The following is a 26,579-nucleotide window of genomic DNA, read 5'->3' as shown; positions in this document are numbered from 1 at the left end:
TCCCCCAGAAACGGTTGAACTTCAAAATTAGGCAACCGTGGAGCGTGGGTAGAATCCGGATAGAAGAAAGGCGCATCCGAGGATGCGCCTTCTCGTAACTGGCGGAGCGGACCGGGCTCGAACCCTCAAGCCCTGGCGTCACAGACCAGTAGCAACCGGTCCTATTACCGCTCCGCTGCCAAGCCAGGCATGACCCCGACCCGGATAAACTCAATGAAACCTTAGTTAACGGCTTCTTTCAGCGCTTTACCAGCTTTGAAACCCGGCTTTTTGGCAGCAGGGATTTCCAGCGTCTTGCCGGTCTGCGGGTTGCGACCGGTACGAGCTGGGCGGTCAGTCACGGAGAAGGTGCCGAAACCTACCAGAACAACGGAGTCGCCGGCCTTGAGAGCGCCAGTGACGGATTCGATTACAGCGTCCAGCGCACGGCCAGCAGCAGCTTTCGGGATATCAGCGGATGCAGCGATAGCATCAATCAGTTCCGACTTGTTCACTCTAAGTCCCCTTATATCTATTTGAGATGATTCTAAGTTTTTTTGGTGAAAGCAAAAACGAGTGCTGAATGGCCTACAGACACTTAAGAGCCGCTTTATAACAAGGGCTCTAAAAAACTGTCAAGGAAGCCCCCCAGGCAAATGCGTATTAATGCGTACTAATTCTTTCCTTAGAGTCAGACTCGCGCTTTTCGTCCTTCGCGACTATCTCCGGAGCCACATCCGGCAAGGGCTCCGGCGCGTATTGCAGCGCAATTTGCAGGACCTCGTCAATCCATTTAACTGGTTTGATCTGAAGATCCTGCTTAATGTTGTCAGGAATTTCCTTCAGATCGCGAACATTCTCTTCAGGAATGATCACGGTCTTGATCCCGCCACGGTGAGCCGCCAGCAGTTTTTCCTTCAGGCCGCCGATTGCCAATACCTGGCCGCGCAGCGTGATTTCACCCGTCATGGCGACATCGGCGCGCACCGGGATGCCGGTCAGCGCTGATACCAGGGCCGTGCACATACCTACGCCAGCGCTTGGGCCATCCTTGGGCGTCGCCCCTTCAGGCATGTGGATATGCGTATCGCGCTTCTCGTGGAAGTCCACAGGAATGCCCAGGCTCCGAGCGCGGCTACGAACCACCGTCAGCGCCGCAGTAATCGACTCAACCATCACGTCGCCCAGGGAACCGGTCTTGATCAACTGCCCTTTGCCCGGCACCACAGCCGCCTCGATGGTCAGCAACTCGCCGCCCACTTGGGTCCACGCAAGACCGGTCACCTGACCAATCTGATCCTGTTGCTCGGCCAGGCCATAGCGGAATTTGCGCACACCCAGGAAGTGCTCCAGCAGGTCCGAAGTGACCTTGACCGCGAAGCGTTTTTCCAGCGCATGCTCCTTGACCGCCTTGCGGCAAACCTTGGCAATTTGCCGCTCCAGGCCACGCACACCGGCTTCGCGGGTGTAGTAACGGATGATGTCGCGAATGGCTTCCTCATCGAATTCCAACTCGCCTTTTTTCAGGCCGTTGGCCTGGATCTGCTTGGGCGAAAGGTATTTGACGGCGATGTTGATCTTCTCGTCTTCGGTATAGCCGGGCAGACGAATCACCTCCATCCGATCCAGCAGGGCCGCCGGAATGTTCATGGAGTTGGAGGTGCAAAGGAACATCACGTCCGACAGGTCGTAGTCGACCTCCAGGTAGTGATCGTTGAAATTGTGATTCTGCTCAGGATCGAGCACTTCAAGCAACGCAGAGGCGGGATCGCCACGCATATCGCTGCCCATCTTGTCGATTTCATCCAAAAGGAACAATGGGTTGCGCACACCCACTTTTGTCATCTTTTGAATCAATCTTCCTGGCATCGACCCGATGTAGGTGCGGCGATGACCGCGGATTTCCGCCTCGTCGCGCACGCCGCCAAGGGCCATACGCACGAATTTACGGTTGGTGGCGTGGGCAATCGACTCCGCCAGGGAGGTTTTACCAACCCCGGGAGGACCAACCAGGCACAGCACCGGACCGCGAATTTTTTTCACGCGCTTTTGCACGGCGAGGTATTCAAGGATGCGTTCCTTGACCTCTTCCAGACCGTAATGGTCGGCGTCGAGGATGTCTTCGGCACGGGCCAAGTCCAGACGCACCTTGCTCTGGGCCTTCCACGGCACCTGCACCAGCCAATCGATGTAGGAGCGCACCACGGTGGCTTCGGCAGACATCGGCGACATCTGCTTGAGCTTGTTCAGCTCGGCCTGGGCCTTGGCCAGTGCATCCTTGGGCAAGCCAGCGGCATCGATACGCTTTTTCAGCTCTTCGATTTCGTTGTGGCCTTCGTCACCATCGCCGAGTTCCTTTTGAATGGCCTTCATCTGCTCATTCAGGTAGTACTCGCGCTGGCTGCGCTCCATTTGCTTCTTGACGCGACCGCGAATGCGTTTCTCGACCTGCAGCAGATCGATTTCGCCATCGAGCAATGCCAGCACGTGTTCGACACGGGCCGACAAATCGATGATTTCGAGAATTTCCTGCTTCTGCTCGATCTTGAGCGCCATGTGGGCCGCCATCGTATCGACCAGCCGCCCGGGCTCGTCGATGCTGTTAAGCGACGACAGGACCTCGGCAGGCACCTTCTTGCCCAACTGCACGTATTGCTCGAACTGAGACAGCAGGCTGCGGACAAACACCTCGGATTCACGCTCGGGCGCATCGACCTCTTCGATCAGCGACACTTCGGCCCGGCAATGGCCGTCCACTTCGCTGAAACGCTCGACTGCACCGCGCTGTTCACCTTCAACGAGAACCTTGACGGTGCCGTCGGGCAGCTTGAGCAGTTGCAGAACCGTTGCAATCGTACCTACGCGATAAAGTGCGTCTTCGCCGGGATCGTCGTCAGCAGGATTTCTCTGAGCCAGCAGAAGGATCTGCTTGTCACCCGTCATCGCAGCCTCGAGGGCTTCGATAGACTTCTCGCGCCCCACGAACAGCGGGATAACCATGTGCGGATACACCACAACATCACGCAATGGCAGGAGAGGCAATTCGATGGTTGTCTTCATGATTTCGCCTCTACGGCGGCCACAAGGCCGGAAACAGATGGAAGTAAGCTTGAAACCAAGATGGGGGCAGCCTTGAAAAAAAACAAGCGCTAAGACACGTCTAAAACGCGCTAAAAGCAAAGGGGCCCGAAGGCCCCTCCTTTGTACCAACAGCGGGACGCTTACGCGTCCGGCGCGGCCTTGGCAGTCGGCTCATTGTTTTCGTAGATATACAATGGCTTGGACTTGCCTTCTATAACGCTTTCGTCGATCACGACTTTACTCACCTCGGACTGCGAGGGGATTTCATACATCGTGTCGAGCAAGACGCCTTCGAGAATCGAGCGCAACCCACGGGCACCGGTCTTACGCTCCAGGGCACGTTTGGCAACCGATTTCAGCGCGTCGGAACGGAACTCCAGGTCTACACCTTCCATTTCGAACAGCTTGGCGTACTGCTTGGTCAGGGCGTTTTTCGGCTCGGTCAGAATCTGCATCAACGCCGCTTCATCCAACTCGTCCAGCGTCGCCAGGACCGGCAGACGACCCACGAATTCCGGGATCAGACCGAACTTGACCAGATCGTCAGGCTCGACTTCACGCAGGGACTCACCGACCTTCTTGCCTTCTTCCTTGCTGCGCACTTCGGCGTTGAAACCAATGCCGCCACGGGTGGAACGGTTTTGAATAACCTTTTCCAGGCCGGAGAACGCACCACCGCAGATGAACAGGATGTTACGGGTGTCGACCTGCAGGAACTCCTGCTGCGGATGCTTGCGGCCACCCTGGGGCGGAACGGAAGCGACCGTACCTTCGATCAACTTGAGCAAGGCCTGCTGCACGCCCTCGCCGGAAACATCCCGGGTGATGGACGGGTTGTCGGACTTGCGGGAAATCTTGTCGATTTCGTCAATGTAGACAATGCCCATCTGGGCCTTTTCCACATCGTAATCGCACTTCTGCAACAACTTCTGAATAATATTCTCGACATCTTCACCTACGTAACCCGCCTCGGTAAGGGTGGTTGCGTCGGCGATGGTGAACGGAACGTTCAGCAAGCGCGCCAAAGTTTCGGCAAGCAGGGTTTTACCCGAGCCTGTCGGGCCGATCAGCAGGATGTTGCTCTTGCCGAGTTCGACGTCGTCATTCTTTTTGTCACGCTGGTTCAGGCGCTTGTAGTGGTTGTACACCGCTACGGCCAGTACCTTTTTCGCACGTTCTTGACCAATCACATACTGATCAAGGATGCCGCTGATTTCTTTAGGCGAAGGCAATTTATGCGCGCTGCTCTCGGCCTGGGCTTCCTGCACCTCCTCGCGGATGATGTCATTGCACAGGTCGACGCACTCGTCGCAAATGAAGACCGAGGGGCCGGCAATCAATTTGCGTACTTCATGCTGGCTTTTGCCACAGAAGGAGCAATAAAGCAGTTTGCCGTTGTCCTCGCCGTTGCGGGTGTCAGTCATTCGATCGATCCAAATCCGATAGGCTTGCAACACAAGATGAAGGCAATTGCGGGCTTTTTCAAGCCCGCAGGCGGCCGGTCATCCCAACCACCTGCATTTTGAGCGGCTTAGGCAGGCATTTGACGCTTGTTGATCACAGAGTCGATCAGACCGTATTCGGCTGCACGCTCGGCGCTCATGAAGTTGTCACGCTCGGTATCACGCTCAATGGTTTCGAGGCTTTGACCGGTGTGATGGGCCAGCAGCGAATTGAGACGCGAGCGAATGTGGAGGATTTCCTTGGCATGGATATCGATATCCGAAGCCTGGCCCTGGAAGCCGCCCAGTGGCTGGTGAATCATCATGCGCGAGTTAGGCAGGCAGTGACGCTTGCCCGCTGCGCCACCGGCAAGCAGGAATGCGCCCATGCTGCAGGCCTGGCCGATGCAGATGGTGGAAACGTCTGGCTTGATGAATTGCATGGTGTCGTAGATCGACATCCCCGCAGTCACCGAACCGCCGGGTGAGTTGATGTACAGATGGATATCCTTGTCCGGGTTTTCCGCTTCAAGGAACAGCAGTTGCGCCGCGACCAGGTTGGCCATGTAGTCTTCAACGGGGCCGATCAGGAAGATGACGCGTTCCTTGAGCAGACGCGAGTAGATGTCATAGGCACGCTCGCCACGGGCGGACTGCTCGATAACCATCGGGACCAGGCCGCCTGCGGCTTGGATGTCAGAGCTCTGCTGATAAAAAGAATTGCGGGACATGTCTCGCAGTCACTCCCAAATAGTTATGTCTTGAATACGCATAAGCCAGCACGAAGGCTGGCTTATGGGTGTGTATTTCTTACCGCAGAACGATCAATCGGCTTGTGGAGCTTCCACCGGCTTGACCGCTTCTTCGTAAGAGACCGCTTTATCGGTCACGCTAGCTTTCTGCAGAACAGTATCCACAACTTGTTCTTCCAGCACAACCGAACGGACTTCGTTCAGCTGCTGGTCGTTCTTGTAGTACCAGGACACGACTTGCTCAGGTTCCTGGTAGGCCGAGGCCATTTCCTGGATCAGCTCGCGAACGCGGGCTTCGTCAGGCTTGAGTTCGAACTGCTTGACCACTTCGGCAACGATCAGGCCCAGCACGACGCGGCGCTTGGCTTGCTCTTCGAACAGCTCGGCAGGCAGTTGGTCCGGCTTGATGTTGCCGCCGAACTGCTGAACAGCCTGCACACGCAGACGGTTCACTTCGTTGTCCAGCAGAGCCTTTGGCACTTCGATCGGGTTGGAGGCCAGCAGACCGTCCATCACCTGGTTCTTGACCTTGGACTTGATGGCCTGGCGCAGCTCACGCTCCATGTTCTTGCGAACTTCGGTGCGGAAGCCTTCCAGACCGGTTTCCTTGATGCCGAACTGGGCGAAGAACTCTTCGTTCAGCTCAGGCAGCTTCGGCTCGGAAACGCTGTTGACCGTCACGGTGAACTCGGCGGTTTTGCCAGCCAGGTCCAGGTTCTGGTAGTCCTCAGGGAAGGTCAGGTTCAGCACACGCTCTTCGCCGGCTTTTGCGCCGACCAGGCCGTCTTCGAAGCCAGGGATCATGCGGCCGGAACCCAGTACCAGCTGGGTAGCCTTGGCGGAACCGCCGGCGAACACTTCACCGTCGACCTTGCCGACAAAATCGATGTTCAGTTGATCTTCGTTCTGGGCAGCGCGCTCGGCCACTTCGAAACGGGTGTTCTGCTTACGCAGGATGTCCAGCATCTTGTCCAGGTCAGCGTCCGAAACGTCAGCGCTCAGGCGCTCGACAGCGATGGACTCGAAACCGGCAACAGTGAACTCAGGGAACACTTCGAACGTGGCGATGAATTCCAGGTCCTTGCCTTTTTCCAGCACTTTAGGCTCGACGGAGGGAGCGCCAGCCGGGTTCAGCTTCTGCTCGACAACCGCTTCGTAGAACGAAGACTGGATCACGTCGCCCACGGCTTCCTGACGCGCGTCAGCTTCGTAACGCTGACGGATCACGCTCATTGGCACTTTGCCTGGGCGGAAACCTGGGATTTTGGCCTTTTGGGCAGTCTGCTGCAGACGCTTGTTGACCTGAGTCTCGATGCGCTCAGCCGGCACGGTGATGCTCATGCGGCGCTCAAGAGCAGAAGTATTTTCAACAGAAACTTGCATGGATATTCCTCGTTGCACAGACGTTGGCCGGGCGTTTCCGACCCCAGAATCAAGGGCATGCATTCTAGTAGGTCAAACTCAAGAAGTCACCCTACTGAAAACGCGCAGGAAACAGGCGCCGAATTTAAGGACGGGGCAAACGATCATGCCCCGCCCGGATTGCAAATACAGTCGATCAGCCCAAGGCTCTGCACCAACGCTCCTATATATAGAAGCACGGTATCCGAACTCGCGGCTCCCGGCCCCGCAAGGAGACCGACGGGCGCCCCGCGTATCATCACGAAACACAATCGCGACGAACCGATCGCTGCGCACAACTCCAAAACCGGAGCTGGCGAACAACACAAAACCATTGAAAACAAAAACGGCGCAGCCCTTTTCAGGTACTGCGCCGTTTTCTGCTATTTAAATAGCGACTTGTATGGTGCGGACGGAGAGACTCGAACTCTCACACCTTGCGGCGCTGGAACCTAAATCCAGTGTGTCTACCAATTCCACCACATCCGCGTATCAAGCTTTTAAAGCAAAGGCGCCAGACTTTTAAATCTGGCGCCTTTCTAGAATATGGGGTGGACGATGGGGATCGAACCCACGACAACGGGAGTCACAATCCCGTGCTCTACCAACTGAGCTACGCCCACCATATTGCCTTGTTGCCTTACTTGTGCCAAAGCTGCCTAATTGGCGCACCCGGCAGGACTCGAACCTGCGACCATCCGCTTAGAAGGCGGATGCTCTATCCAGCTGAGCTACGGGCGCCTTTTTAATCTGTATTCTTGGACGATTACAAACTAAGTGCTTTCAGTTTTGCCGAGTTGAAACAACCAACTCCGCTCAACCTTCTTAACCAGTGCTAGGCTGTGCCCGACAAGTGCGACGAATGTTATAGACGGCCTGATAGGTCGTCAACTCTTTTTTAAAAAAAATTCATTTAATTAAAGGGCTTAGGGGAATTTGCAGACCAAGCGCCTTTGCCCTCACGCCTCGGCGTGCGAGAATGCGTTCTCTTTTTTCCCCCTCTCGATGGTTAACCACGCGCAATGACTGCACAACTTATCGACGGCAAATCGATCGCCGCCAGCCTGCGCCAGCAGATCGCCCAACGAGTCACCGAGCGCCGCCAGCAAGGCCTGCGCACGCCCGGCCTTGCGGTGATTCTGGTCGGCAGCGATCCTGCCTCTCAGGTTTATGTCTCGCACAAGCGTAAAGACTGTGAAGAGGTCGGCTTCCTTTCCCAGGCTTACGACCTGCCTTCCGAAACCACTCAGCAAGCATTGGCCGATCTGATCGATCGCCTGAACGACGACCCGAACATCGACGGCGTTCTGCTCCAACTGCCGCTGCCCCAGCACCTGGATGCCTCCAAGCTGCTGGAGCGTATCCGCCCGGACAAAGACGTCGATGGCTTCCATCCTTATAACGTCGGCCGGCTGGCCCAGCGCATCCCGTTGCTGCGCCCCTGCACCCCAAAAGGCATCATGACGCTACTGGAAAGCACCGGCGTGGACCTTTATGGCCTTGATGCAGTGGTCGTGGGCGCGTCCAACATCGTCGGCCGCCCAATGGCCATGGAGTTACTGCTGGCCGGCTGTACCGTCACCGTGACCCACCGTTTCACCAAGGACCTGGCCGGCCACGTCGGCCGCGCCGATCTGGTGGTGGTAGCCGCCGGCAAACCCGGCCTGGTGAAGGGCGAGTGGATCAAGGAAGGCGCCATCGTCATCGACGTGGGCATCAACCGTCAGGACGATGGCAAGCTGGTAGGTGACGTGGTCTATGAGACCGCCCTGCCCCGCGCCGCCTGGATCACCCCGGTACCAGGCGGCGTAGGCCCGATGACCCGCGCCTGCCTGCTGGAAAACACGTTGTACGCAGCAGAAACGCTGCATAGCTGATACACCGTTTCAATCCAGCCGCCCCCCCCAGTGGGAGCGAGCTTGCCCGCGATAGCCTCGGATCAGCCAGCATCAATGGTGGCTGACATACCGCTATCGTGAGCAGGCTCGCTCCCACAGATGTTTTGGTCGCCTGTTCTTGAATCGACAGGCAGCCGTCGGCGGTTGTTATTGAATCCCCCAAACTACAAATTTTTCAGATCCGATTCGCCAAAATCCCCCTTCATTAAACTTTATTTATTCACAAGCCCCGGCGGCACAGGCATATAGCGCTGTTGTCGCCCATACTCATAAAATGCAACGTTTTTTTAGAAAACCGTTGCCAACGGCACCTTTTCAACTCCATCGAGCCTACTCGCGTGAAAATCCGTCTTTCGATCCTTAGCCTGTTCATCGCTTTCACAGGCACCTTCATCACGCAAAATGTCGACGCGCAGGAAACCATCGCGGCCCCACGAGACACTTCAAAACTGCAGGTTGCCTCAGGCAGCGCGATCCTGCTGGACTTGCAGACAGATAAAGTCGTCTATTCCAGCAATCCGGACGTGGTAGTACCGATCGCTTCGGTGACCAAATTGATGACCGGCTTGATCGTACTGGATGCCAAACAGAACCTGGATGAGTACATCTCCATCACCATCGCGAACACGCCAGAGATGAAAGGTGTGTTCTCCCGGGTCAAGCTCAACAGTGAATTGTCGCGCCGGGACGTACTGCTCATCGCCCTGATGTCTTCGGAAAACCGCGCAGCCGCCAGCCTCGCGCATCATTATCCAGGCGGATACGCGGCATTCATCGCAGCCATGAACGCCAAGGCCAAATCGCTGGGCATGACCAGCACTCATTACGTCGAACCCACAGGCCTGTCAGTCCGGAACGTTTCTACCGCCAGGGACCTGACCAAACTGCTGATCGCGGCCCGCAAGTATCCGCTGCTGAGCGAACTGAGCACCACCAAGGAAAAAACCGTCACTTTCCGCAAACCGGTGTATAGCCTGGGCTTTCGCAACACCGACCACCTGGTCCACAAAGCCAATTGGGACATTCAACTGACCAAGACCGGTTTCACCAACCAGGCCGGCCACTGCCTGGTGCTGGTGACGAAAATGGGTAATCGTCCAATGGCGCTGGTGATCCTTGATGCCTTCGGCAAATACACCCACTTCGCTGATGCCAGCCGAATTCGCAGTTGGGTAGAAACCGGCAAAAGCGCCAACGTGCCATCGGTGGCCCTCCAATACAAGGCGGCGAAGAACCTCAAGAGCCGTCAGAGTGGCGTGGTGGAAGCGTCCCAGTAATCCACCCTCCCAAAAAAAGCCCCGATTTGTCGGGGCTTTTTTGTTCACGGCTTTAGATCACCCAGCGGATCATAGGGCTTGGACTTCTCTTGCTCGTCTTTCTCGTCCAGAGGCGCCTTGGCTGGCCCTACCGGATCGACTTGTGGGTCGCCGAGATCCGGAGAGTCCGGATCGAAGCCCAGATCATTGTCACCGGAAGAATGCTCGGAAGAATGTGGCCCCGTAGGTGCTTTTGGCTGTGCCATACCTGCCTCCTGGAATCATGGTCGGAAAAATTCCGAACCCTGACGATAAGAGCCCCGGGCCAGCCAAGTCGTGCCCGGCGAGTGACGAACGGGACCGGCGATCAGTGGGCGGTGCCCAGGGCTTTGGTGGCCCGCGCCGCCTCGTGCTCCTGCCCTGCCCCGGCCAGCTCATTCGCCGCTTTCAGCCAGCGCTGCGAGTCAACATTGGCCGGAAGCTGCGTAGGACGCTGGACCAGAACCGCCCAGCCACCGGCATCTTTGAAGGCCGATTCGAACGAACTGAAGCTCATCAACTGTCGCCGATTCATGCCTGATCGCAACAAGACGGTCTGCTTCTGCCGGTTATAGCCGGCCAGAATCCCGTAGCGCGGCGCGGACCAGAACGCCGTCCCCTCGGTATAACGCAGCAATACGGGGTAACCCGCCGCAACCTGCTCCAGCAATGCGGGCAGCGCGTTGTCGAGGGGATACACCACCAGCCCATACTCTCGCGCCAGGGTTTGCATATTCTGCTGCAAAGCAGCTTCTCCGCCCGGCAGGTGCAGAGGTTTCTCCAGCAGCCCCGGCGTAATGACTGTGCCTTGCAACGTCAGCAGGGCCGCCAGCGATTGGGGGGCTCCCTGGTACATTTCGCCCCGAAAGAACGGCACGCTGTTGAGCTCAACCCGCTCGGGCAGGCGTTGGATCTGAGGCGACACGCTGCCCGCGCAACCCGCCAGGGTCGCCAGGCAAACCGTCGCCAGTACCAGTGATCGAAAAGAGGAAATTACCGGCAACATTATGACTCTCTAGTTCAGGTACCCGATATTCGGGCCATGCTTGGGCCGTCGATCATAAGGTGCGCACAAGCCTGGGTATAGCCTTAAACAACGGTCGCACCGTCGCGATAGAACGAATCGGCCCGTGCCGGGCGCTACCGATCGACTGCCTGCAACACTGGCTCGACTAGACTGTCTACTGTACTGATTGCGCGCCCTGAACCGGGGCAGAAGGAGGCACAGATGAGCCTAACGACGACAATTCTGATGCTGATATTCGGCTGGCTGAGCGTAGCGACCGCCATGTTATGGGGTGTGTTGCGAATTACCCGCCGCCATCATCACGCACCGCCCGCTCTATCGGAAAAAACCACGAAAGCCTCCCGGCGCCACGCAACCGCACACTGAGCACCGACTGTTCAAAATCCCCAAAAAAAAACCGCCCGGGATGTAGACCCGGGCGGCTTTATTGTCTGCCTGGAATCAGGCGCTTTCAGCCAACGTCTTCTGCCTGGCGCGACGGGACAGCATGTTCAACGTCTCAATCGCCGCCGAGAACGCCATGGCGGCGTAGATATAGCCTTTAGGCACATGAGCGCCGAAGCCTTCGGCGATCAGCGTCATGCCGATCATGATCAGGAAGCCCAGGGCCAGCATGACCACCGTCGGGTTGTCATTGATGAACTTGGCCAACGGCTCGGCTGCCAGCAGCATCACCAGTACCGACACCACGACGGCGATGATCATGATCGGCAAGTGCTCGGTCATGCCCACGGCGGTGATGATGCTGTCGATGGAGAACACCAGGTCCAGCATCAGGATCTGACCGATCGCGGCGGCAAAGCCCAAGGTCACGCCGGACGTGGCCGACTTGGGATCGTTCGGCGCCGGATCCATGCTGTGGTGGATCTCAGTGGTGGCCTTCCACAGTAGGAACAGGCCGCCGGCGATCAGGATCATGTCCTTCCAGGAGAACGCCTGGCCAAGGATCTCGATGACAGGTTCGGTCAACTGCACAATGAACGCAATGGTGCTCAACAAGCCCAGGCGCAGGATCAGCGCCATGCCGATACCGATCCGCCGCGCCTTGGCACGGTGCTGTTCGGGCAGCTTGTTGGTCAGGATCGAAATGAAGATCAGGTTATCGATGCCAAGCACGATTTCCATGACGACCAGAGTTGCCAGGGCGATCCACGCAGTGGGGCTGGCGGCGAGCTGTAAAAGATAATCCATGGGTCAGTCCTGACTGATGTGACGGGTTTAGATGGTTTGGTTGGAGGATGTTGACTCGTCAGCGTCGTCCGCCGGTTTTTTCTTGGGGCTGATCAACCCACCGGTGGCTTCGCTGATAGCCTGTTCGGCGGCCTTATGGGTGTCGTCGATTGCTTGCTTGGCGGTTTCTGCTGCCTGCCCCATCAATTGCTGGGCGCTTTTTTCGGCCTGTTCACAACCCGCCAGCGTCATTGAAGAGATCACCAACAAAGCTGCAAGCCCCAGGGATTTGTATGTCATGGAGTAAATGCCTCTAAGAGATTAGACGGAGCACGAAAGGTGGCTCGCCAATGGCAAGGCATTCTAGAGACGACGATACTTCAGGAAAATTCGTATTTTCAGCGGTTATACTTCGGTTTTTACGAATCGGTGTGCACCCATGCTCAATTACCGACAATTGCATTACTTCTGGGTGGTGGCGAAAACGGGCAGCATCGTTCGGGCCTGCGAGCAACTGAACCTCACCCCGCAAACCATCAGCGGACAGATTTCCCTGTTCGAGCAGACCTATAACATCAAGTTGTTTCGCCGCGTCGGGCGGCAGCTGGAGTTGACCGAGGCTGGCCGGCAAACACTGCCCTACGCCGAACACATGTTCCAACTGGGCGGCGAACTCGAGCTGATGCTGCGCGCCCAGCCCAACGAGCAGCAGACGCTGTTCCGGGTCGGGGTAGCGGATGTGGTACCCAAGTCCATCGTCTATCGGCTACTGGCGCCGACCATGGAACTGAGTGAACCGCTGCGCATCACCTGCCGCGAGGACAAGCTCGAACGGCTGCTGGCGGACCTGGCGATCCAGCGCCTGGACTTGGTGATTTCCGACAGCCCGATGCCGACTCACCTGGACATCAAGGGCTACAGCCAGAAATTGGGGGAATGTGGGATCAGTTTTTTCGCCACCGCCGCGCTGGCCGAACGCTACGGGCAGGATTTCCCCCACAGCCTGCATGACGCCCCGCTGCTGATTCCAGGCCCGGAAACCGTGGTGCGCAGCCGCCTGCAACGCTGGTTCGCCGAGCAACAGATCCAACCGCGCATCGTCGGTGAGTTCGACGACAGCGCATTGATGCAGGCCTTCGGCCAGTCAGGCAGTGGGATTTTCATCGGCCCAAGCGTGATTGCCGAAGAGGTGAAGCGCCAGTACGGCGTAGAAGTGATCGGCCAGACCGACGCAGTGAGTGAATCCTTCTACGCCATTTCCGTGGAGCGCAAGGTCAGCCACCCAGGCATCGTAGCGATCGCCGAAGGGGCGCGGCGCGAACTGTTCAGCGCTTAGCTATTCGTGCAGGTGGCGCGAGGCTTGAAGGTCATCAGCAACATCGCCAGCAGGATCGATACAAGGATGAACCCGGCGGCGGCAAAACCGACGCTGCCCAGGCCCAGGGTATCGATGACCCGGCCGCCGACCATCGCGCCAAGGCCAATCCCCAGGTTGGCACCGGCGATGTTCAGCGACGCGGCAAAGGCCGGGGCTTCGGGCGCAGCCTTCATCAGCCGCACGTGGCTGACCAGGAACAACGCCGCCTGGGTTACGCCCCAGATGCCCATCGCCGCCGCCAACCCGAAGGTCGAATGGATAGCCGGTACCACCGCCACCATGCCGCCGATCAGGAACAGGCAGAACACCATCGACGCGATCAACGGATGCCGGTCCACCGCTCGGCCGCCCAAGGAGTTGCCGAGCAACCCCACGGCGCCGAAGCCCATCAGGCACCAGCCCACCAACGTGCCGTTGAACCCGGCCAGGCGTTCGAGAATGTCCGCCAGATAGGTGTAGGCAGTGAACATGCCACTGAACACCAGGATCGACAGCAGCACATGCCCTTGCATCAACGGGCTGCGCAGGATCTTGAATTGCGAACGCAAGCTCACTTGATGCTGGTGCAGGTTGGTTCTGGGCAGGTAGATAAACAGCAGCAGCGCCTTGGCGAAGGCAATGACCGCCAGGATCGCAAAAGCGCTGCGCCAGCCGAATGCGTCGGAAATAAGGGTGCCCACCGGAATGCCGAACACCGTGGCGCAGACGATGCCGAAGCCGATCCGGGCAATGGCCCGCCCCGCGTACTCGGGGCCGACAATGTCCACCGCGGTTTCACTGGCCAACGCCCAGAACACCGGCAAGCCCAGGGCCGGAATCAACCGGGCAACGGCCATCACCCAGATATTGGGGGCGAACGTTGCCAGCACGTTGGCCAGGCCGAACATCACCAGCACGCTGATAAACAGTTTGCGCCGTTCGAAGCGAGCGAACCAGGCAGTCAGGAACGGCCCGAACGCCGCCACCGTAAACGCGAACAACGTGACCAGCAGACCGGCCTGGGGAATGGTGACTTGCAGGTCGCGGGCGATGGATGGCAGCAGGCCAACGATGATGAATTCCGTAGTCAGCACGGTAAAACCGGCGGCCGACAACAGGAAAATGGGTAACAACATGCACAACTCCAGCAAAACGACGATACCAGCGTTAGCCCGAGGGCTCGCTGGCAAATAGAGAAATGAGGGAAGGACAAAGCCTAACAGAATCTGCAGGCCAGACAAAACGCGCCGAATGACCCGGATAAGGGTGACGGATCGTCACAGGTCCGTCAGATTTTTCAGCGAGCTGTGATAAAGTCCGCGCCCTGCGAATGCTGTACATCCTCTCGGTCCCGCTCATGTGGCCTGCCCGCTTGTTGCCCTGAGTTCGTCGACCGTTGCACACAAAAAAAACAGAGATGCCGTTATGACTGCTTTGTCACCGTCCCTTTTACAACGCCTCAAACGCACTGGCCTGGTCACACAAATCGTCATCGGCCTGATCGCCGGTATCGCCCTGGCGTGGTTGGCTCCGGAGCTGGCGAAGTCCACCGAATTCATCGGCAAGGTCTTCGTCTCCGCGCTCAAGGCCGTGGCGCCGATCCTGGTGTTCGTGCTGGTCATGGCGTCGATCGCCAACCATAAGCACGGCCAGGAAACCCATATTCGCCCGATTCTTTTCCTCTATCTGCTGGGCACTTTCGCCGCAGCCGTGGTCGCGGTGGTTGCCAGCACGCTGTTTCCGTCCAGCCTGGTGCTGACGACCCACGACGTCGCCGTCACCGCTCCGGGCGGCATCAGCGAAGTGCTGCAAAGCTTGCTGCTGAGCGTGGTGGACAACCCGGTCCGGGCCCTGATGAACGGTAACTTCATCGGCATTTTGGCCTGGGCTATCGGCATGGGCATCGCCATTCGCCACGCTGGCCAAACCACACGCACCGTGCTCGAAGACTTGTCCAATGGCGTGACCGTGATCGTGCGCCTGGTGATCCGCTTCGCCCCGCTGGGGATCTTCGGGCTGGTGGCCTCGACCCTGGCCACTTCCGGCTTCGGTGCCCTGCTCGGCTACCTGCATCTGCTCACCGTACTGATCGGCTGCATGCTGTTCGTGGCGCTGGTGGTCAACCCACTCATTGTGTTCTGGAAGCTGCGTCGCAACCCCTACCCATTGGTATTCACTTGCCTGCGCGAGAGTGGCATCACCGCGTTCTTCACCCGCAGTTCGGCGGCGAATATTCCGGTGAACCTGGAGCTGAGCAAGCGCCTGGGCCTGCATGAAGACACCTATTCGGTGTCGATCCCACTGGGTGCGACCATCAACATGGCCGGTGCCGCCATCACCATTACCGTACTGACCCTGGCGGCCGTGCATACCCTGGGTATCGCGGTGGATATACCGACGGCGGTGCTGCTGAGTGTCGTTGCAGCCATTTGCGCCTGCGGTGCGTCTGGCGTGGCTGGCGGTTCGCTACTGCTGATTCCCCTGGCGTGCAGCCTGTTCGGTATTCCCAGTGAGATTGCCATGCAGGTTGTGGCGGTGGGGTTCATCATTGGTGTGCTGCAGGACTCGGCGGAGACGGCGTTGAATTCGTCTACGGATGTGCTGTTTACGGCGGCGGCTTGCTTGGGTGAGGAAGAGAGGCTCGCGCGCACGGCGTAACGATCGGGGCAAACTTGGCCTATGCGGTTGGCTGATCTTCCGCATTCGCGAGCAAGCCCGCTCCCACATTGGATTTATGTCTGCCCAAATATTTCCTGTGGGAGCGGGCTTGCTCGCGAAGCAGGCTTCGGTACATCAGAACTGCGCAAATATTACAGCCACAAAAAAGCCCGGAACGGCCCACACCGTCCCGGGCTTTTTCATGCCGGCGGGTTTAGAACGCGCCCATGTAGTCGCGCTTGCCCACTTCCACACCGTTGTGGCGCAGCAGTGCATAGGTGGTGGTGACGTGGAAGAAGAACTGCGGCAGGCCATAGGTCAGCAGGTAGCTTTGACCAGTGAAGCGTTTTTCCTTCGGCGTGCCTGGACGGGTGACGATTTCAATGCCTTCCTTGCCATCGATCTTCTCGGGGCTGATGCCGTCGATGAAGGCCAGGACCTTGGCGATCAACGCTTGCAGCTCAGCGAAAGTGGTTTCGCTGTCGTCATATTTCGGCACTTCAATCTCGGCCAGACGCGCGGACACACCTTTGGCGAAGTCCACGGCGATCTGCACCTGGCGCACCAGGGGGAACATGTCCGGGTACAGGCGGGCTTGCAGGAAGGCGTTCGGGTCGATGTTTTTCGCGCTGGCGTGGGCTTCGGCCTTGCTCAGGACATCACTCAGGGCGTTGAGCATCTGCTTGAAAACCGGGACGGAAGCGGCGTACAGGGAAATAGTCATGGCGATCTCATGCAGGAGGTGGAAAAGGACACATCAAAATGTGCAGCGATTATAGCCACGGCCGTTGCGCAGCTTGTCTTTTATTGCGCAAGGATTAGGCTAGGCGGCTTCCACAGCATAGGGAACGCGCGATGAGTATCGAAGAACAAAGCCAGGCTGAAGAACCACGGCTCAACAGCACAGAAATTCGCATCCTCGGCGCGCTGGTCGAGAAACAGGCGACCAACCCTGAGACCTACCCGCTGACCCTCAACGCCCTGGTATTGGCCTGCAACCAGAAAACCAGCCGTGAACCGGTGATGAATCTCAACCCGGGCCAGGTCGGCCAAAGCCTGCGAGCGCTGGAAGGTCGCGGCTTTACCAAACTGGTGATGGGCAGTCGCGCCGACCGCTGGGAGCATCGGGTCGACAAGGCGTTGGAGCTGGTGCCGGCCCAGGTGATTCTGATGGGGTTGCTGTTCCTGCGCGGCCCGCAAACCGTCAATGAACTGTTGACCCGCAGCGGTCGCATGCACGACTTTGAAGATACCGAACAAGTGGTGCATCAGCTTGAACGTCTGATTGCCCGTGGGCTGGCGCTGCTGGTGCCGCGCCAGGCTGGCCAACGCGAAGATCGTTATATGCATGCCATGGGCGACCCGGCAGACATCGAGACGATCCTCGCCGCGCGCCAGTATCCCGTGGAGCGCGGTGCCGGCAGCGGCGTGCCGCTGGAGCGCATCGAAGAGCTCGAAGCGCGGATCGCGGCGCTGGAGGAGCGTCTGGCGCGCCTGGAATAACCGCCTCAGGCCCGGGCGAACGCCACGGCTTTGTCGAACTGCTCCGGGCTTGGCCGCACGCCGGTGTATAGCACGAACTGCTCCAGGGCCTGGATCGCAATCACTTCCAGCCCGGTGATGACCCGCTTGCCCTCAGCCCGGGCCCGCACGATCAGTGGCGTTTCCGAGGGGATCGCCACCACATCGAACACGGTATCGGCCGCTGCAATGGTATCGGGTTCGAACGCCAGCTGGTCGGCTTCCGCGCCACCGGTCATGCCGATCGGCGTGACGTTGATCAGCATCTGTGGCCGCAGCGTACCCAACTCAGCTTGCCACTCAAAACCCAGGGACTCGGCCAGGGCGCGTCCGGCGGTTTCATTGCGGGCAACAATCAACCCCTTCTTGTAACCGCCGTCGCGCAGGGCGCTGGCCACAGCCTTGGCCATGCCGCCGCTGCCGCGCAGGGCAAAGGTCGAGTCCTTGGGCACGGCGTGGGTCTGCAGCAACTGAGCAATGGCAATGTAGTCGGTGTTGTAGGCCTTTAAATGGCCATTGGTGTTGACGATGGTGTTGATGGACTGGATCGCCGCAGCGGAAGGATCCAGTTCATCGACCAGGGCAATGCAGGCTTCCTTGAACGGCATCGACACCCCGCACCCGCGGATACCCAGGGCACGAATCCCCCCCACCGCTGCGGGCAGGTCCTGGCTACTGAAGGCCTTGTAGTAGAAGTTCAGGCCCAGCTGTTCATACAAGTGATTATGAAAACGCAGGCCGAAATTCCCGGGGCGTGCCGATAGCGACATGCACAGTTGGGTGTCTTTGTTGGGATTGATCTGCATGCTGGGTCCTCTTGCAGTCACTTTCTGACAAACGGAATCCCCGTCCCGAAAGGTTTTACTCGATGATGATACGGCCCTATCCAGCCCGACCTCAGACCGGATGAATGGCGCAACGCGGTAAAGAAAACGCTACAGACCTTACACAATATTTACCCAACGGCGCGGCAAATTTTGAAAAAATCGCTGTCAGAGCAAGTATCCCCGCGACCCTCATCGGGTCTGTTACAGACCACAGGCGCCGGGGCCGAAACGAGGAACAGCCATGAATCGTAAACTTCCCATCATTGCCCTGCTCATGGGGGCACTCGCGGTCACCGGCCAGGCATCCGCCCACGGTCGTGGTGGTTGGGAGGGGCCCGCAGTGTTTGGCGCGATCGTCGGTTCGGCCATCGTCGGCTCAGCCATCATCAACCGTGATCGTCCGGTGTATGTGCAGCAGCAACCGGTCTACGTCCAGCCGCAGCCGGTCTATGTGCAGCAACCGCCACCAGTCTATTACCAGCCACAGCCGGTGTATGTTGAACAACCGATCTACTACCGCCCGGCACCGGTGTATTACGGGCCACCACGGGGCTATTACTATGGCCCACCTCGCGGTCATTACGGTCGCTGGTAATCAGCCTCTTAGGTGACACAAAAAAGCAGCCTGTGATCGAGGATCACAGGCTGCTTTTTCATTGGGCTGGCAGTGTCAGACGTGCTCACTGCTTTTGAGGCGCACCGGACCATGTTCCTCCGGTGCGTGCGAAGGCTCCGCCACCACGGGAATCTGATTGCCATCGCAGTCGTGCAGCTTGCCGTCACTGAAGTAATCACCTTCACGCAACGCCGCCAGATCCTGATAGCGCAACACTCGCTCGGTGCCGGCGGCGAAGACTGACTGCTGGTCAGAGTTACCCGCGGTAAAGTGGTTGAACGCCAGGTTCAGGATGATCGCCATGATTGCCGAAGAACTGATACCCGAGTGGAAGATCGTCGCGAACCAGCTCGGGAAATGATCGTAGAAGTTCGGTGCGGCGATAGGGATCATGCCGAAGCCGATTGAAGTGGCGACAATGATCAGATTCACGTTGTTGCGGTAATCGACTTTCGACAAGGTTCGGATGCCACTGGCGGCAACGGTGCCGAACAGCACGATACCGGCCCCACCCAGCACGGAAGTCGGCACTGCGGCGATCACCCGGCCCATGAACGGCAGCAGGCCGAGCACCACCAGGAACACCCCGCCGGTGGCCACCACGAAACGGCTCTTGATCCCGGTCACCGCCACCAACCCGACGTTCTGGGCAAAGGCACTCTGGGTGAAAGAGCCGAAGATCGGCGCGATCATGCTCGACAGCATGTCGGCCCGCAAACCGTTGCCCAGACGCCTGGAGTCGACTTTGGTGTCGATGATCTCACCCACGGCGAGGATGTCGGCGGAGGTTTCCACCAGGGTCACCATGATGACAATGCACATCGACAGAATCGCCGCGATATGGAAGGTCGGCATTCCGAAGTGAAACGGTGTGGGGAAGCCGAACATCGGGCCTTCGCTGACCGATGAAAAGTCCGCCATGCCCAGGAACACCGCTACGATTGTGCCGATGACCATCGCCAGCAGAATCGACAACCGAGAGATGGTTGCGTTGCCCATTTTGCTCAACAGCAGCACCAGCACCAACGTGACGGCAGCCAGGCCGATGTTCGCCATGCTGCCGAAATCGGCGGCGTGACTGTTACCGCCCATGGCCCAGCGCGCCGCCACCGGCATCAGGGTCAAGCCGATGGTAGTGATCACGATGCCGGTGACCAGCGGCGGAAAGAACCGAGTGATTCGGGAGAACACCGGGGTAATCAGCAAACCGATCAGGGATGCGGCAATCACCGCACCCAGGATCGCCTGAAAGCCCCCTTCTGGGCCGCTGCCGACAATCGCCACCATGGTGGCGACGCCTGAAAACGAAACCCCTTGAACCAGTGGCAGTTGGCAGCCAAAGAATGGCAGGCCAAGGGTTTGCAACAACGTCGCCAGGCCACCCGCGAACAAGGACGCCGCAATCAATAGACCGATGTCCGCCGGTGAGAGCCCGGCCGCCTGGCCGATGATCAACGGCACGGCGACGATGCCACCGTACATCGTCAACACATGTTGCAGGCCGTAAGCCATATTCGCGCCGACGCCAAGGTTTTCGTCCTCGGGCCGTGGGAGTGAAACATGGGGCGTTTTCATGGTTCGGGGGTTCCCTGTTTTTTGTTATGCGCACACTGTATTCAAAACTAAAGACAAATGTCCATAGAGTTGTATACAACTTGTTGCGCATCGCGCGACGAACAGAGCACCGCCGCGCAGCCGCAAAGCCCTATTTCATAGCTGCAACAGGCCCTCAACCGCAGGCCGCAAGAGTTCCCGCGGCGGTACGCGCAGGCCAAACTCATTTTCCAACAGGTCGATCAATTCGTCCGCGTCGGTGATCGAGCGTCGCTCACTCTCTTGCCCCATCTTGTGCACGGCGTAACTGTTGCCATTCAGCGTCTTGCGCAAGCCGTCACCGGTGCGGGACACCATCAGCCGGCCCATGAACGGCGACTCAGGGTGGCTGCAGACGTACCAATTGCCGAGGGTGTAGTCGATGTCTTGCTGGCGTTGCAGATCGAACAGGTACATGGGCCGCCACTCGCCGGCGACGTTGGCTCGCAGCAGGTAGCCGTCCTCGTTGTCTTCGATTCGGAACGGTTCGTGGGGGGTGACCTGGATGTCTCGGCTGTCCAACAGCAGCGGCGCGGTCGGCACCATGCCACCAAAGCCCACATCGGTGATGTAGCGCACACCGTCGAACGTCACGAGGCTCAGGCGATGAGTTCGCGCGGGCCAGGCGCCCTCGGGGGCATTGATCACTACCCGTCCGGTGATGCCTCGGGCCTCGAAGCCCAGCGCCTGTAACAGCGCCAGGAACAGTTGATTGAGCTCATAGCAATAGCCGCCGCGTCCTTGCTCGAAGACTTTTCGCTCGACCGACTCAAGGTCGATGGCCACGGGTTGGCGCAGCAGCGTCGAGAGGGTTTCAAAGGGAAATTCGGCCGTGTGACGCCATTGAAGCTGACGCAACGTGTCAAGGGTCGGGGCTGGCGGCGTATCGAAGCCCAGTCGGCGCAGATAGCGGCCGGTATCACTCAGTCGGGGTTGGCTCATTAGGGTGTCCTTTTCCTGGTCCATGCAGGGCTGGCAGAAAGCACCCTGCTGCTGGGCGCCAGGTATAAGGCATTCCCCTTTCAGAGACAATAAGCGGCATGGGCCCTGCGCCCCTCAACGCCGCTTTCGCGAAGCCAGCCGGATCCAGGTTGGAGCATGGTCGCTGGGGTGCGCCTGGTTCCTGACCCAGGCGTCCACGCCCGCCTCACTCAAGTAGGGGCTTGCCACCGGGTTGAGCAACAGGTGATCGATGCGCAGCCCGGAGTTTTTCTGCCAGTGCTGACGGAAATAATCCCAGAAGGTGTAGATCCGCTCTTGCGGGTACAGATGGCGTAACGAATCCGTCCAGCCCTGGTCCAGCAGGCGCTGATAGCACTCACGGCTTTCGGGCTGCAACAGCGCATCCTTGAGCCAGGAACGCGGGTTGTAGATGTCCATGTCGGTGGGCACCACGTTGTAGTCACCCGCCAGCACCACCGGGTGATCGCTGGCCTGGAGTCCTTGGGCATAGTCGATAAGCCGTTCGAACCACGCCAGTTTGTAGTCGAACTTGGGGCCAGGCTGCGGGTTGCCATTGGGCAAATACAGGCACCCTACCAGCACCCCATGCACCGCCGCCTCCAGGTAGCGACTGTGACTGTCCTCTTCCCCGCCGGGCAGGCCACGGCGGCTCTCCAGCGGCTCTGCATCACGGGCCAGGATAGCGACGCCGTTCCACGACGTCTGCCCGTGCCAGATCGCGCCATACCCCACCGACTCCAGCTCCGCCGCCGGAAAGTCCTTGTCCGCTGCCTTGAGCTCCTGCAAACAGACAATGTCGGGTTTTTCCCGCTCCAGCCACTCCAGCAGGTTAGGCAGCCGGGCGCGGATGCCATTGATATTGAAGGTCGCGATCCGCAGGTTTTTCATGGGGGCCCACTCGAAATGCCAGGACACTGGCTGTGACCTGCAATCGGTCGCGGTGGTTGCACGGGATCCTCAGGAACCGGTTTTCAACCTGAGCAAGCGCCCGTGGCCGATGAGTCGATGTTTGCACTCAACCTCAACGATCCGAGCGTTCCAGTGGGTCGAGTCCGCCTTCGCTCGACAAGGCCGCGACACGGTTACGGCCGCCGTGCTTGGCCTGATAAAGCGCGGCATCGGCCCGCTGGATAAAGACTTCAATGCTGTCCAGGCTGCTGGGCACAAACGCATAGCAACCCAGGCTCACCGTCAGGTAACCGATCGGGGAACCGGAATGGGTGATGTGCGTGTCGATGACCCTCTGCCGGATCTGTTCGGCCAACGCCATGGCCCCCTGCAAGTTGGTATCGGGCAACAGCACCGCGAATTCTTCACCGCCATAACGCACGGCAAGGTCAGCCTTGCGGTGACAGCAGCTCTTGAGCACCTTCGCCATTTCCGCCAGGCAATGATCCCCCGCCACGTGCCCGTAGGTGTCGTTGTAACGCTTGAAGAAATCGATGTCGACCATCACCAGGCTCAAGGGGCTGCGCTGGCGGGCGCCTCGGCCGAACTCGATGTCCAGGGCCCGTTCGAACAGCCGCCTGTTCGCCAGCCCGGTCAAGCTGTCATGGGTAGCAATCAGCTCCAGGGCTTCCTGGGCCTTGCGCAGGTCCGCTTCGATCCGCTCGCTATTGCGCACCTGACGCAGGAATACCCAGCCGAACAGGCAAATGCCCAAAACCACCAGGGCCACAATCAAGATGGATTGGAACGCCCTGTCGTGCCAGCTCGCCAGGATCGCCTCTTCGGACATCGCGGCGGTGACCACCAGCGGGTAGGCCTGTAAATGTTGATGATCATAAAGCCTGAGGACGCCATCGACGACGGAACGAATCGCCGTATTGTCGGACGTGATGCTCTGCGACTCATGCTGGAAGACGGGGTCCTGGAGCAGAGAGCGGCCAATCTTCGCCTCATCGAAGGGCCGACGGGCCAGCAAGATCCCGTTGGACAAGGCCAGGACCATCTCACCTTTGTCGTCGAGGCTGAAGCTTTTGAAGAACTGGTCGAAGTAGGACATTTTTATCCCGGCCAACAGCACGCCCTGGAAGTTGCCGTCCTGATCATTCAAGCGCCGGGAAACCGGGATGATCCACTCGCCATTTTGCCGACTGCGGATCGCCGGACCGATATGGGCGATCAGAGACGCGTTCTGTTGGTGGAACGTAAAGTACTCCCGGTCCGCAATTCCAGGCCCTCTGTGCAAGTTTTCAAAGGAGGTGATGACCCATTGCCCGTGCTTGTCGAACAGAAACAGGCCATGCAATTGCTCCAGTGATTGCACTCGCCGGGAAAAGGTTGCCTGCAAGCGCGGTTGCAGCGCCGGACCGAAACCGTCGATCTGCATCCAGTCCGCCAGGCTGGCCAGGACCAGATCGGTCTGCAGGAACGTGTCCTGGGCCTGCTGGGCCATGGCCCGGGTAAGGTTGGCCGAGGCGACACGGGCCGACTCCAGGTCATAGCGGCGCGACTGCTCCAGTTGCAGATAAAGCAAACCGCAAAGGCACAGGCACACCGCCGCAATGAACGCTACCGCTGCCTTCAGCAACGGCACGCGCTTCAGAGCTCCGCCGGGGGTATGGAACGGATCGAAAATGGGGATAGGCAAGCGAATTCCTGAGGAGGGCAAAGCATGAGTAAATGGCTCAAAGCCCCCAATATTCGTGAGCTTAGCCTACCGCTTGTGGGGCGGCAATTTGCCCGTGTCACGCAGCCGATAGGTGGCTGGATGGATCCAAAAACCGAACTCAAACCGGCTGAAAACGACAGGCCAACCTGAGGGAAGCCACTCCGATATTCCTGAGTCGAATATTGTTGTGGCGAGGGAATTTATCAGCTAACCCGCCGCTGCCTTTTACAAGCAAACCTTGCAGGGGCTATCTAAATTGCGTGATGCCCCCTAACGTAGAGTGCCCCGGACTGTTAAGTACCCACCGACCATGAACACCCCCACCCGAATCGTCGACGAACAGGCCCTCGCCAGACCCTCGGCCGTTAGCCTGCGTGAAGCCTTCTGGTTCTGGCTCAAGCTGGGTTTTATCAGTTTCGGCGGACCGGCCGGGCAGATCTCGATCATGCATCAGGAACTGGTGGAACGCCGACGCTGGATTTCCGAGCGACGCTTTCTACATGCACTCAATTACTGCATGTTGTTGCCGGGGCCGGAAGCCCAGCAATTGGCGACATACCTGGGCTGGCTGATGCACCGCAGTTGGGGCGGGGTCATTGCCGGGGCGCTGTTCGTGCTGCCTTCGCTGTTCATCCTCATTACGCTGTCCTGGCTGTATGTCGCCTTTGGCGAAGTGCCGGTGGTGGCGGGGATTTTCTACGGCATCAAGCCCGCCGTGACAGCAATCGTGGTGCACGCCGCCCACCGGATAGGCTCCCGCGCGCTCAAGAACAATTGGCTGTGGGCGATCGCCGCCGCGTCGTTCACCGCGATATTCGCCTTCAACGTCCCCTTCCCAATGATCGTGCTGGGTGCAGCCATCATCGGCTACCTGGGCGGTCGCTGGGCACCGGAAAAATTCAGCCAGGGCAGTCACGGCACCCAGCACCAATCCTTCGGCCCGGCCCTGATCGACGACGACACCCCGCCCCCGGAGCATGCCCGGTTCAGCGCCTTCAGACTCGCTCGGCTGGCAATTATCGGTACCCTGCTATGGGCATTGCCGATGGGGCTGCTGACCGCGGCATTCGGCTGGGAAGGCACCCTGACGCAAATGGCCTGGTTCTTCACCAAGGCCGCCTTGCTGACTTTCGGCGGTGCCTACGCGGTGTTGCCTTACGTCTACCAGGGCGCCGTCGGACACTTCGGCTGGCTGACACCGACACAAATGATCGACGGCCTGGCCTTGGGCGAAACCACCCCCGGGCCGCTGATCATGGTGGTGGCGTTCGTTGGCTTCGTCGGTGGCTACGTGATGCAGGTATTCGGTCCCGAACAGGCGTTTCTCGCCGGTGCCGTCGCCGCCACGCTGGTGACCTGGTTTACGTTCCTGCCTTCGTTCCTGTTCATCCTGGCCGGTGGCCCGTTGGTGGAGTCGACCCACAACGTGCTGAAGTTCACCGCCCCGCTGACAGCGATTACCGCGGCCGTGGTCGGGGTGATCCTCAACCTGGCCTGTTTCTTCGGTTACCACGTGCTTTGGCCCAACGGTTTTTCAAGTGCCCTGGACTGGCCGTCGGCAATCATCGCAGTCTCGGCGGCCATTGCGCTGTTTCGCTACAAACGCGGGGTGATCCAGGTGTTGCTGGCCTGCGGGCTGGCCGGGCTGGCGGTGTACCTGCTGCGCTAAGCGAGGCTCTTGCTCAGATACGTCGCCGAGGCCGGGCACAACGTCTTGAATTGCGCCGTTGCGCTGATCGAAGCGGGCGCCAGCGAACGGTCTTGTTCCTGGTAGCCCTGGGCGATAAAGAACGCGGCGGCGCTATCGGTCAGCAGATGGAGCCGCTCTACCCCCTCGCTTTTCGCAAACACCTCAAGAGCGCCCAGCACCGCCGCACCGGTGCCTCGCCCGCGTTGCCCCTCGAAGACAACCAGCGAGCGCAGCAATCGGTCGGTTCCCTCCCCCTCGATCCCAGCGAACGCCACGTCGAAACCCGCTTGACTGAAGCTGAAAAACTGCCGGCCTGGGTAATCCAGGTCATCCACGGGCAAGCCAGCCAAGGTGAGCGCGTGGCGTAACGGTTCAAGATCGTCATTACTCAGTGCTGTCATGCGCATGACTGTTGCTCCGTCCTGTGTCCTGTCCGACTCCCAGATTGGGTTACAAACCATAGGGTGAATCGGGGAATGGAGTCCATAGCATTGCTCATCGTCGAGTACTGGAGATAACCGTGAGCAAATTCTTCGATGAGCTGATGGACAGCGTGCAACAGATGGATGAAATCGTCCAAGGCAAACGCCAGCCAATGCCAGCAAGACTCAACAAAGCGCCAGCTCATGACCCAGCGCAAGACGATCCCCATTGTCCTTCAGCTACGCTCAACCCAATCATCACGACAGGGAAAA

25 protein-coding genes and 3 tRNA genes are annotated in these 26,579 nt (G+C 58.9%); 8 read left to right on the top strand and 20 right to left on the bottom strand.

Features of this window, described 5'->3' with window-relative positions:
* Window positions 1-221: 221 nt before the first annotated feature.
* The 8 genes from EPZ47_RS09880 to EPZ47_RS09845 form a co-directional block, all read right to left on the bottom strand.
* Complete coding sequence (locus EPZ47_RS09880; RefSeq protein ID WP_003183171.1) at window positions 222-494, bottom strand: HU family DNA-binding protein; 273 nt, start codon at window positions 492-494, stop codon at window positions 222-224.
* Between the two features lie 148 nt (window positions 495-642).
* Window positions 643-3,039 carry an endopeptidase La gene (gene lon / locus EPZ47_RS09875; protein ID WP_135844583.1) on the bottom strand — a complete coding sequence of 799 codons (2,397 nt, stop codon included), beginning with the start codon at window positions 3,037-3,039 and terminating at the stop codon, window positions 643-645.
* 161 nt (window positions 3,040-3,200) lie between these two features.
* Window positions 3,201-4,484, bottom strand: coding sequence for an ATP-dependent Clp protease ATP-binding subunit ClpX (gene clpX, locus EPZ47_RS09870; protein WP_123416516.1), 1,284 nt, complete (start codon window positions 4,482-4,484; stop codon window positions 3,201-3,203).
* 107 nt (window positions 4,485-4,591) lie between these two features.
* A complete protein-coding gene (clpP, locus tag EPZ47_RS09865; protein WP_003183177.1) occupies window positions 4,592-5,233 on the bottom strand; it encodes an ATP-dependent Clp endopeptidase proteolytic subunit ClpP in 642 nt (213 codons plus the stop codon).
* Between the two features lie 93 nt (window positions 5,234-5,326).
* Entirely contained in the window at window positions 5,327-6,637 is a 1,311-nt protein-coding gene (gene tig, locus EPZ47_RS09860) for a trigger factor (protein WP_135844582.1), read from the bottom strand.
* A 422-nt stretch (window positions 6,638-7,059) separates the two neighbouring features.
* Window positions 7,060-7,144: transfer RNA gene (locus EPZ47_RS09855), tRNA-Leu, on the bottom strand.
* Window positions 7,145-7,202: 58 nt separating this feature from the next.
* Window positions 7,203-7,278 (bottom strand) — tRNA-His (locus EPZ47_RS09850).
* 41 nt (window positions 7,279-7,319) lie between these two features.
* Window positions 7,320-7,396, bottom strand: a tRNA-Arg gene (locus tag EPZ47_RS09845).
* Window positions 7,397-7,677: 281 nt separating this feature from the next.
* Here EPZ47_RS09845 and folD point away from each other — a divergent pair.
* Together folD and pbpG are read left to right on the top strand one after the other, a co-directional pair.
* Window positions 7,678-8,532, top strand: coding sequence for a bifunctional methylenetetrahydrofolate dehydrogenase/methenyltetrahydrofolate cyclohydrolase FolD (folD, locus tag EPZ47_RS09840; RefSeq protein ID WP_135844581.1), 855 nt, complete (start codon window positions 7,678-7,680; stop codon window positions 8,530-8,532).
* A gap of 359 nt (window positions 8,533-8,891) precedes the next feature.
* Complete coding sequence (gene pbpG / locus EPZ47_RS09830) at window positions 8,892-9,830, top strand: D-alanyl-D-alanine endopeptidase (protein ID WP_135844579.1); 939 nt, start codon at window positions 8,892-8,894, stop codon at window positions 9,828-9,830.
* Between the two features lie 44 nt (window positions 9,831-9,874).
* On the opposite strand, the gene EPZ47_RS09825 is transcribed toward pbpG, so the two are convergent.
* From EPZ47_RS09825 to EPZ47_RS09810, 4 genes are all read right to left on the bottom strand, one after another.
* Window positions 9,875-10,075, bottom strand: a complete 201-nt coding sequence (locus tag EPZ47_RS09825; protein ID WP_135844578.1) for a DUF6021 family protein — start codon at window positions 10,073-10,075, stop codon at window positions 9,875-9,877.
* 101 nt (window positions 10,076-10,176) lie between these two features.
* Window positions 10,177-10,854: a peptidase C39 family protein gene (locus tag EPZ47_RS09820; protein WP_135844577.1), complete on the bottom strand. Its 678-nt coding sequence runs from the start codon at window positions 10,852-10,854 to the stop codon at window positions 10,177-10,179.
* A 462-nt stretch (window positions 10,855-11,316) separates the two neighbouring features.
* Window positions 11,317-12,066: a TerC family protein gene (locus EPZ47_RS09815; protein ID WP_135844576.1), complete on the bottom strand. Its 750-nt coding sequence runs from the start codon at window positions 12,064-12,066 to the stop codon at window positions 11,317-11,319.
* Between the two features lie 27 nt (window positions 12,067-12,093).
* Window positions 12,094-12,345: a hypothetical protein gene (locus EPZ47_RS09810; RefSeq protein WP_135844575.1), complete on the bottom strand. Its 252-nt coding sequence runs from the start codon at window positions 12,343-12,345 to the stop codon at window positions 12,094-12,096.
* Between the two features lie 139 nt (window positions 12,346-12,484).
* On the opposite strand from EPZ47_RS09810, the gene nhaR reads away from it, so the two are divergent.
* Complete coding sequence (gene nhaR / locus EPZ47_RS09805; RefSeq protein WP_135844574.1) at window positions 12,485-13,381, top strand: transcriptional activator NhaR; 897 nt, start codon at window positions 12,485-12,487, stop codon at window positions 13,379-13,381.
* On the opposite strand, the gene EPZ47_RS09800 is transcribed toward nhaR, so the two are convergent.
* Window positions 13,378-14,538: an MFS transporter gene (locus tag EPZ47_RS09800; protein ID WP_135844573.1), complete on the bottom strand. Its 1,161-nt coding sequence runs from the start codon at window positions 14,536-14,538 to the stop codon at window positions 13,378-13,380. The two genes, nhaR and EPZ47_RS09800, sit on opposite strands and share 4 nt — an antisense overlap.
* A 289-nt stretch (window positions 14,539-14,827) precedes the next feature.
* Here EPZ47_RS09800 and sstT point away from each other — a divergent pair, with 289 nt between their 5' ends.
* Window positions 14,828-16,060 (top strand): serine/threonine transporter SstT, encoded by a 1,233-nt coding sequence (gene sstT / locus EPZ47_RS09795; protein ID WP_135844572.1) that lies wholly within the window; start codon window positions 14,828-14,830, stop codon window positions 16,058-16,060.
* 214 nt (window positions 16,061-16,274) lie between these two features.
* Here the strand turns inward: sstT and EPZ47_RS09790 are convergent, their stop codons facing one another.
* Window positions 16,275-16,784, bottom strand: coding sequence for a DUF1993 domain-containing protein (locus EPZ47_RS09790; RefSeq protein ID WP_135844571.1), 510 nt, complete (start codon window positions 16,782-16,784; stop codon window positions 16,275-16,277).
* Window positions 16,785-16,915: 131 nt separating this feature from the next.
* Here EPZ47_RS09790 and EPZ47_RS09785 point away from each other — a divergent pair, with 131 nt between their 5' ends.
* Window positions 16,916-17,563: a YceH family protein gene (locus EPZ47_RS09785; protein WP_135844570.1), complete on the top strand. Its 648-nt coding sequence runs from the start codon at window positions 16,916-16,918 to the stop codon at window positions 17,561-17,563.
* Window positions 17,564-17,568: 5 nt separating this feature from the next.
* Here EPZ47_RS09785 and EPZ47_RS09780 read toward each other — a convergent pair whose 3' ends face one another.
* Window positions 17,569-18,387: a shikimate 5-dehydrogenase gene (locus EPZ47_RS09780; RefSeq protein ID WP_135844569.1), complete on the bottom strand. Its 819-nt coding sequence runs from the start codon at window positions 18,385-18,387 to the stop codon at window positions 17,569-17,571.
* A gap of 262 nt (window positions 18,388-18,649) precedes the next feature.
* On the opposite strand from EPZ47_RS09780, the gene EPZ47_RS09775 reads away from it, so the two are divergent.
* Entirely contained in the window at window positions 18,650-19,003 is a 354-nt protein-coding gene (locus tag EPZ47_RS09775; RefSeq protein WP_135844568.1) for a hypothetical protein, read from the top strand.
* A gap of 75 nt (window positions 19,004-19,078) precedes the next feature.
* Here the strand turns inward: EPZ47_RS09775 and EPZ47_RS09770 are convergent, their stop codons facing one another.
* The 4 genes from EPZ47_RS09770 to EPZ47_RS09755 all read right to left on the bottom strand — a co-directional run bounded on the left by EPZ47_RS09770 (window position 19,079) and on the right by EPZ47_RS09755 (window position 24,173).
* Window positions 19,079-20,599, bottom strand: coding sequence for a nucleobase:cation symporter-2 family protein (locus EPZ47_RS09770; RefSeq protein ID WP_135844567.1), 1,521 nt, complete (start codon window positions 20,597-20,599; stop codon window positions 19,079-19,081).
* 135 nt (window positions 20,600-20,734) lie between these two features.
* A complete protein-coding gene (locus EPZ47_RS09765; RefSeq protein WP_135844566.1) occupies window positions 20,735-21,559 on the bottom strand; it encodes an arylamine N-acetyltransferase family protein in 825 nt (274 codons plus the stop codon).
* 114 nt (window positions 21,560-21,673) lie between these two features.
* Window positions 21,674-22,468 carry an exodeoxyribonuclease III gene (gene xth / locus EPZ47_RS09760; RefSeq protein ID WP_135844565.1) on the bottom strand — a complete coding sequence of 265 codons (795 nt, stop codon included), beginning with the start codon at window positions 22,466-22,468 and terminating at the stop codon, window positions 21,674-21,676.
* Window positions 22,469-22,601: 133 nt separating this feature from the next.
* Window positions 22,602-24,173, bottom strand: coding sequence for a sensor domain-containing diguanylate cyclase (locus EPZ47_RS09755; protein WP_135844564.1), 1,572 nt, complete (start codon window positions 24,171-24,173; stop codon window positions 22,602-22,604).
* Between the two features lie 24 nt (window positions 24,174-24,197).
* On the opposite strand from EPZ47_RS09755, the gene EPZ47_RS30090 reads away from it, so the two are divergent.
* Together EPZ47_RS30090 and chrA are read left to right on the top strand one after the other, a co-directional pair.
* Window positions 24,198-24,344 (top strand): hypothetical protein, encoded by a 147-nt coding sequence (locus EPZ47_RS30090; RefSeq protein ID WP_158296352.1) that lies wholly within the window; start codon window positions 24,198-24,200, stop codon window positions 24,342-24,344.
* Between the two features lie 160 nt (window positions 24,345-24,504).
* A complete protein-coding gene (chrA, locus tag EPZ47_RS09750) occupies window positions 24,505-25,863 on the top strand; it encodes a chromate efflux transporter (RefSeq protein ID WP_135844563.1) in 1,359 nt (452 codons plus the stop codon).
* On the opposite strand, the gene arsN2 is transcribed toward chrA, so the two are convergent.
* Window positions 25,860-26,291 (bottom strand): arsenic resistance N-acetyltransferase ArsN2, encoded by a 432-nt coding sequence (gene arsN2, locus EPZ47_RS09745; RefSeq protein WP_135844562.1) that lies wholly within the window; start codon window positions 26,289-26,291, stop codon window positions 25,860-25,862. The two genes, chrA and arsN2, sit on opposite strands and share 4 nt — an antisense overlap.
* Window positions 26,292-26,579 lie beyond the last annotated feature (288 nt).

The organism is Pseudomonas viciae (assembly GCF_004786035.1).
Taxonomy (GTDB): domain Bacteria; phylum Pseudomonadota; class Gammaproteobacteria; order Pseudomonadales; family Pseudomonadaceae; genus Aquipseudomonas; species Aquipseudomonas viciae.
This window is presented reverse-complemented; position numbering and strand designations above follow the sequence as displayed.

Coding starts and splice junctions, on each gene's coding strand:
- lon (WP_135844583.1), bottom strand. CDS start 3,039: ATGAAGACAACCATCGAATTGCCTCTCCTGCCATTGCGTGATGTTGTG.
- clpX (WP_123416516.1), bottom strand. CDS start 4,484: ATGACTGACACCCGCAACGGCGAGGACAACGGCAAACTGCTTTATTGC.
- clpP (WP_003183177.1), bottom strand. CDS start 5,233: ATGTCCCGCAATTCTTTTTATCAGCAGAGCTCTGACATCCAAGCCGCA.
- tig (WP_135844582.1), bottom strand. CDS start 6,637: ATGCAAGTTTCTGTTGAAAATACTTCTGCTCTTGAGCGCCGCATGAGC.
- folD (WP_135844581.1), top strand. CDS start 7,678: ATGACTGCACAACTTATCGACGGCAAATCGATCGCCGCCAGCCTGCGC.
- EPZ47_RS09825 (WP_135844578.1), bottom strand. CDS start 10,075: ATGGCACAGCCAAAAGCACCTACGGGGCCACATTCTTCCGAGCATTCT.
- EPZ47_RS09820 (WP_135844577.1), bottom strand. CDS start 10,854: ATGTTGCCGGTAATTTCCTCTTTTCGATCACTGGTACTGGCGACGGTT.
- EPZ47_RS09815 (WP_135844576.1), bottom strand. CDS start 12,066: ATGGATTATCTTTTACAGCTCGCCGCCAGCCCCACTGCGTGGATCGCC.
- EPZ47_RS09810 (WP_135844575.1), bottom strand. CDS start 12,345: ATGACATACAAATCCCTGGGGCTTGCAGCTTTGTTGGTGATCTCTTCA.
- nhaR (WP_135844574.1), top strand. CDS start 12,485: ATGCTCAATTACCGACAATTGCATTACTTCTGGGTGGTGGCGAAAACG.
- EPZ47_RS09800 (WP_135844573.1), bottom strand. CDS start 14,538: ATGTTGTTACCCATTTTCCTGTTGTCGGCCGCCGGTTTTACCGTGCTG.
- sstT (WP_135844572.1), top strand. CDS start 14,828: ATGACTGCTTTGTCACCGTCCCTTTTACAACGCCTCAAACGCACTGGC.
- EPZ47_RS09790 (WP_135844571.1), bottom strand. CDS start 16,784: ATGACTATTTCCCTGTACGCCGCTTCCGTCCCGGTTTTCAAGCAGATG.
- EPZ47_RS09785 (WP_135844570.1), top strand. CDS start 16,916: ATGAGTATCGAAGAACAAAGCCAGGCTGAAGAACCACGGCTCAACAGC.
- EPZ47_RS09780 (WP_135844569.1), bottom strand. CDS start 18,387: ATGCAGATCAATCCCAACAAAGACACCCAACTGTGCATGTCGCTATCG.
- EPZ47_RS09775 (WP_135844568.1), top strand. CDS start 18,650: ATGAATCGTAAACTTCCCATCATTGCCCTGCTCATGGGGGCACTCGCG.
- EPZ47_RS09770 (WP_135844567.1), bottom strand. CDS start 20,599: ATGAAAACGCCCCATGTTTCACTCCCACGGCCCGAGGACGAAAACCTT.
- EPZ47_RS09765 (WP_135844566.1), bottom strand. CDS start 21,559: ATGAGCCAACCCCGACTGAGTGATACCGGCCGCTATCTGCGCCGACTG.
- xth (WP_135844565.1), bottom strand. CDS start 22,468: ATGAAAAACCTGCGGATCGCGACCTTCAATATCAATGGCATCCGCGCC.
- EPZ47_RS30090 (WP_158296352.1), top strand. CDS start 24,198: ATGAGTAAATGGCTCAAAGCCCCCAATATTCGTGAGCTTAGCCTACCG.
- chrA (WP_135844563.1), top strand. CDS start 24,505: ATGAACACCCCCACCCGAATCGTCGACGAACAGGCCCTCGCCAGACCC.
- arsN2 (WP_135844562.1), bottom strand. CDS start 26,291: ATGCGCATGACAGCACTGAGTAATGACGATCTTGAACCGTTACGCCAC.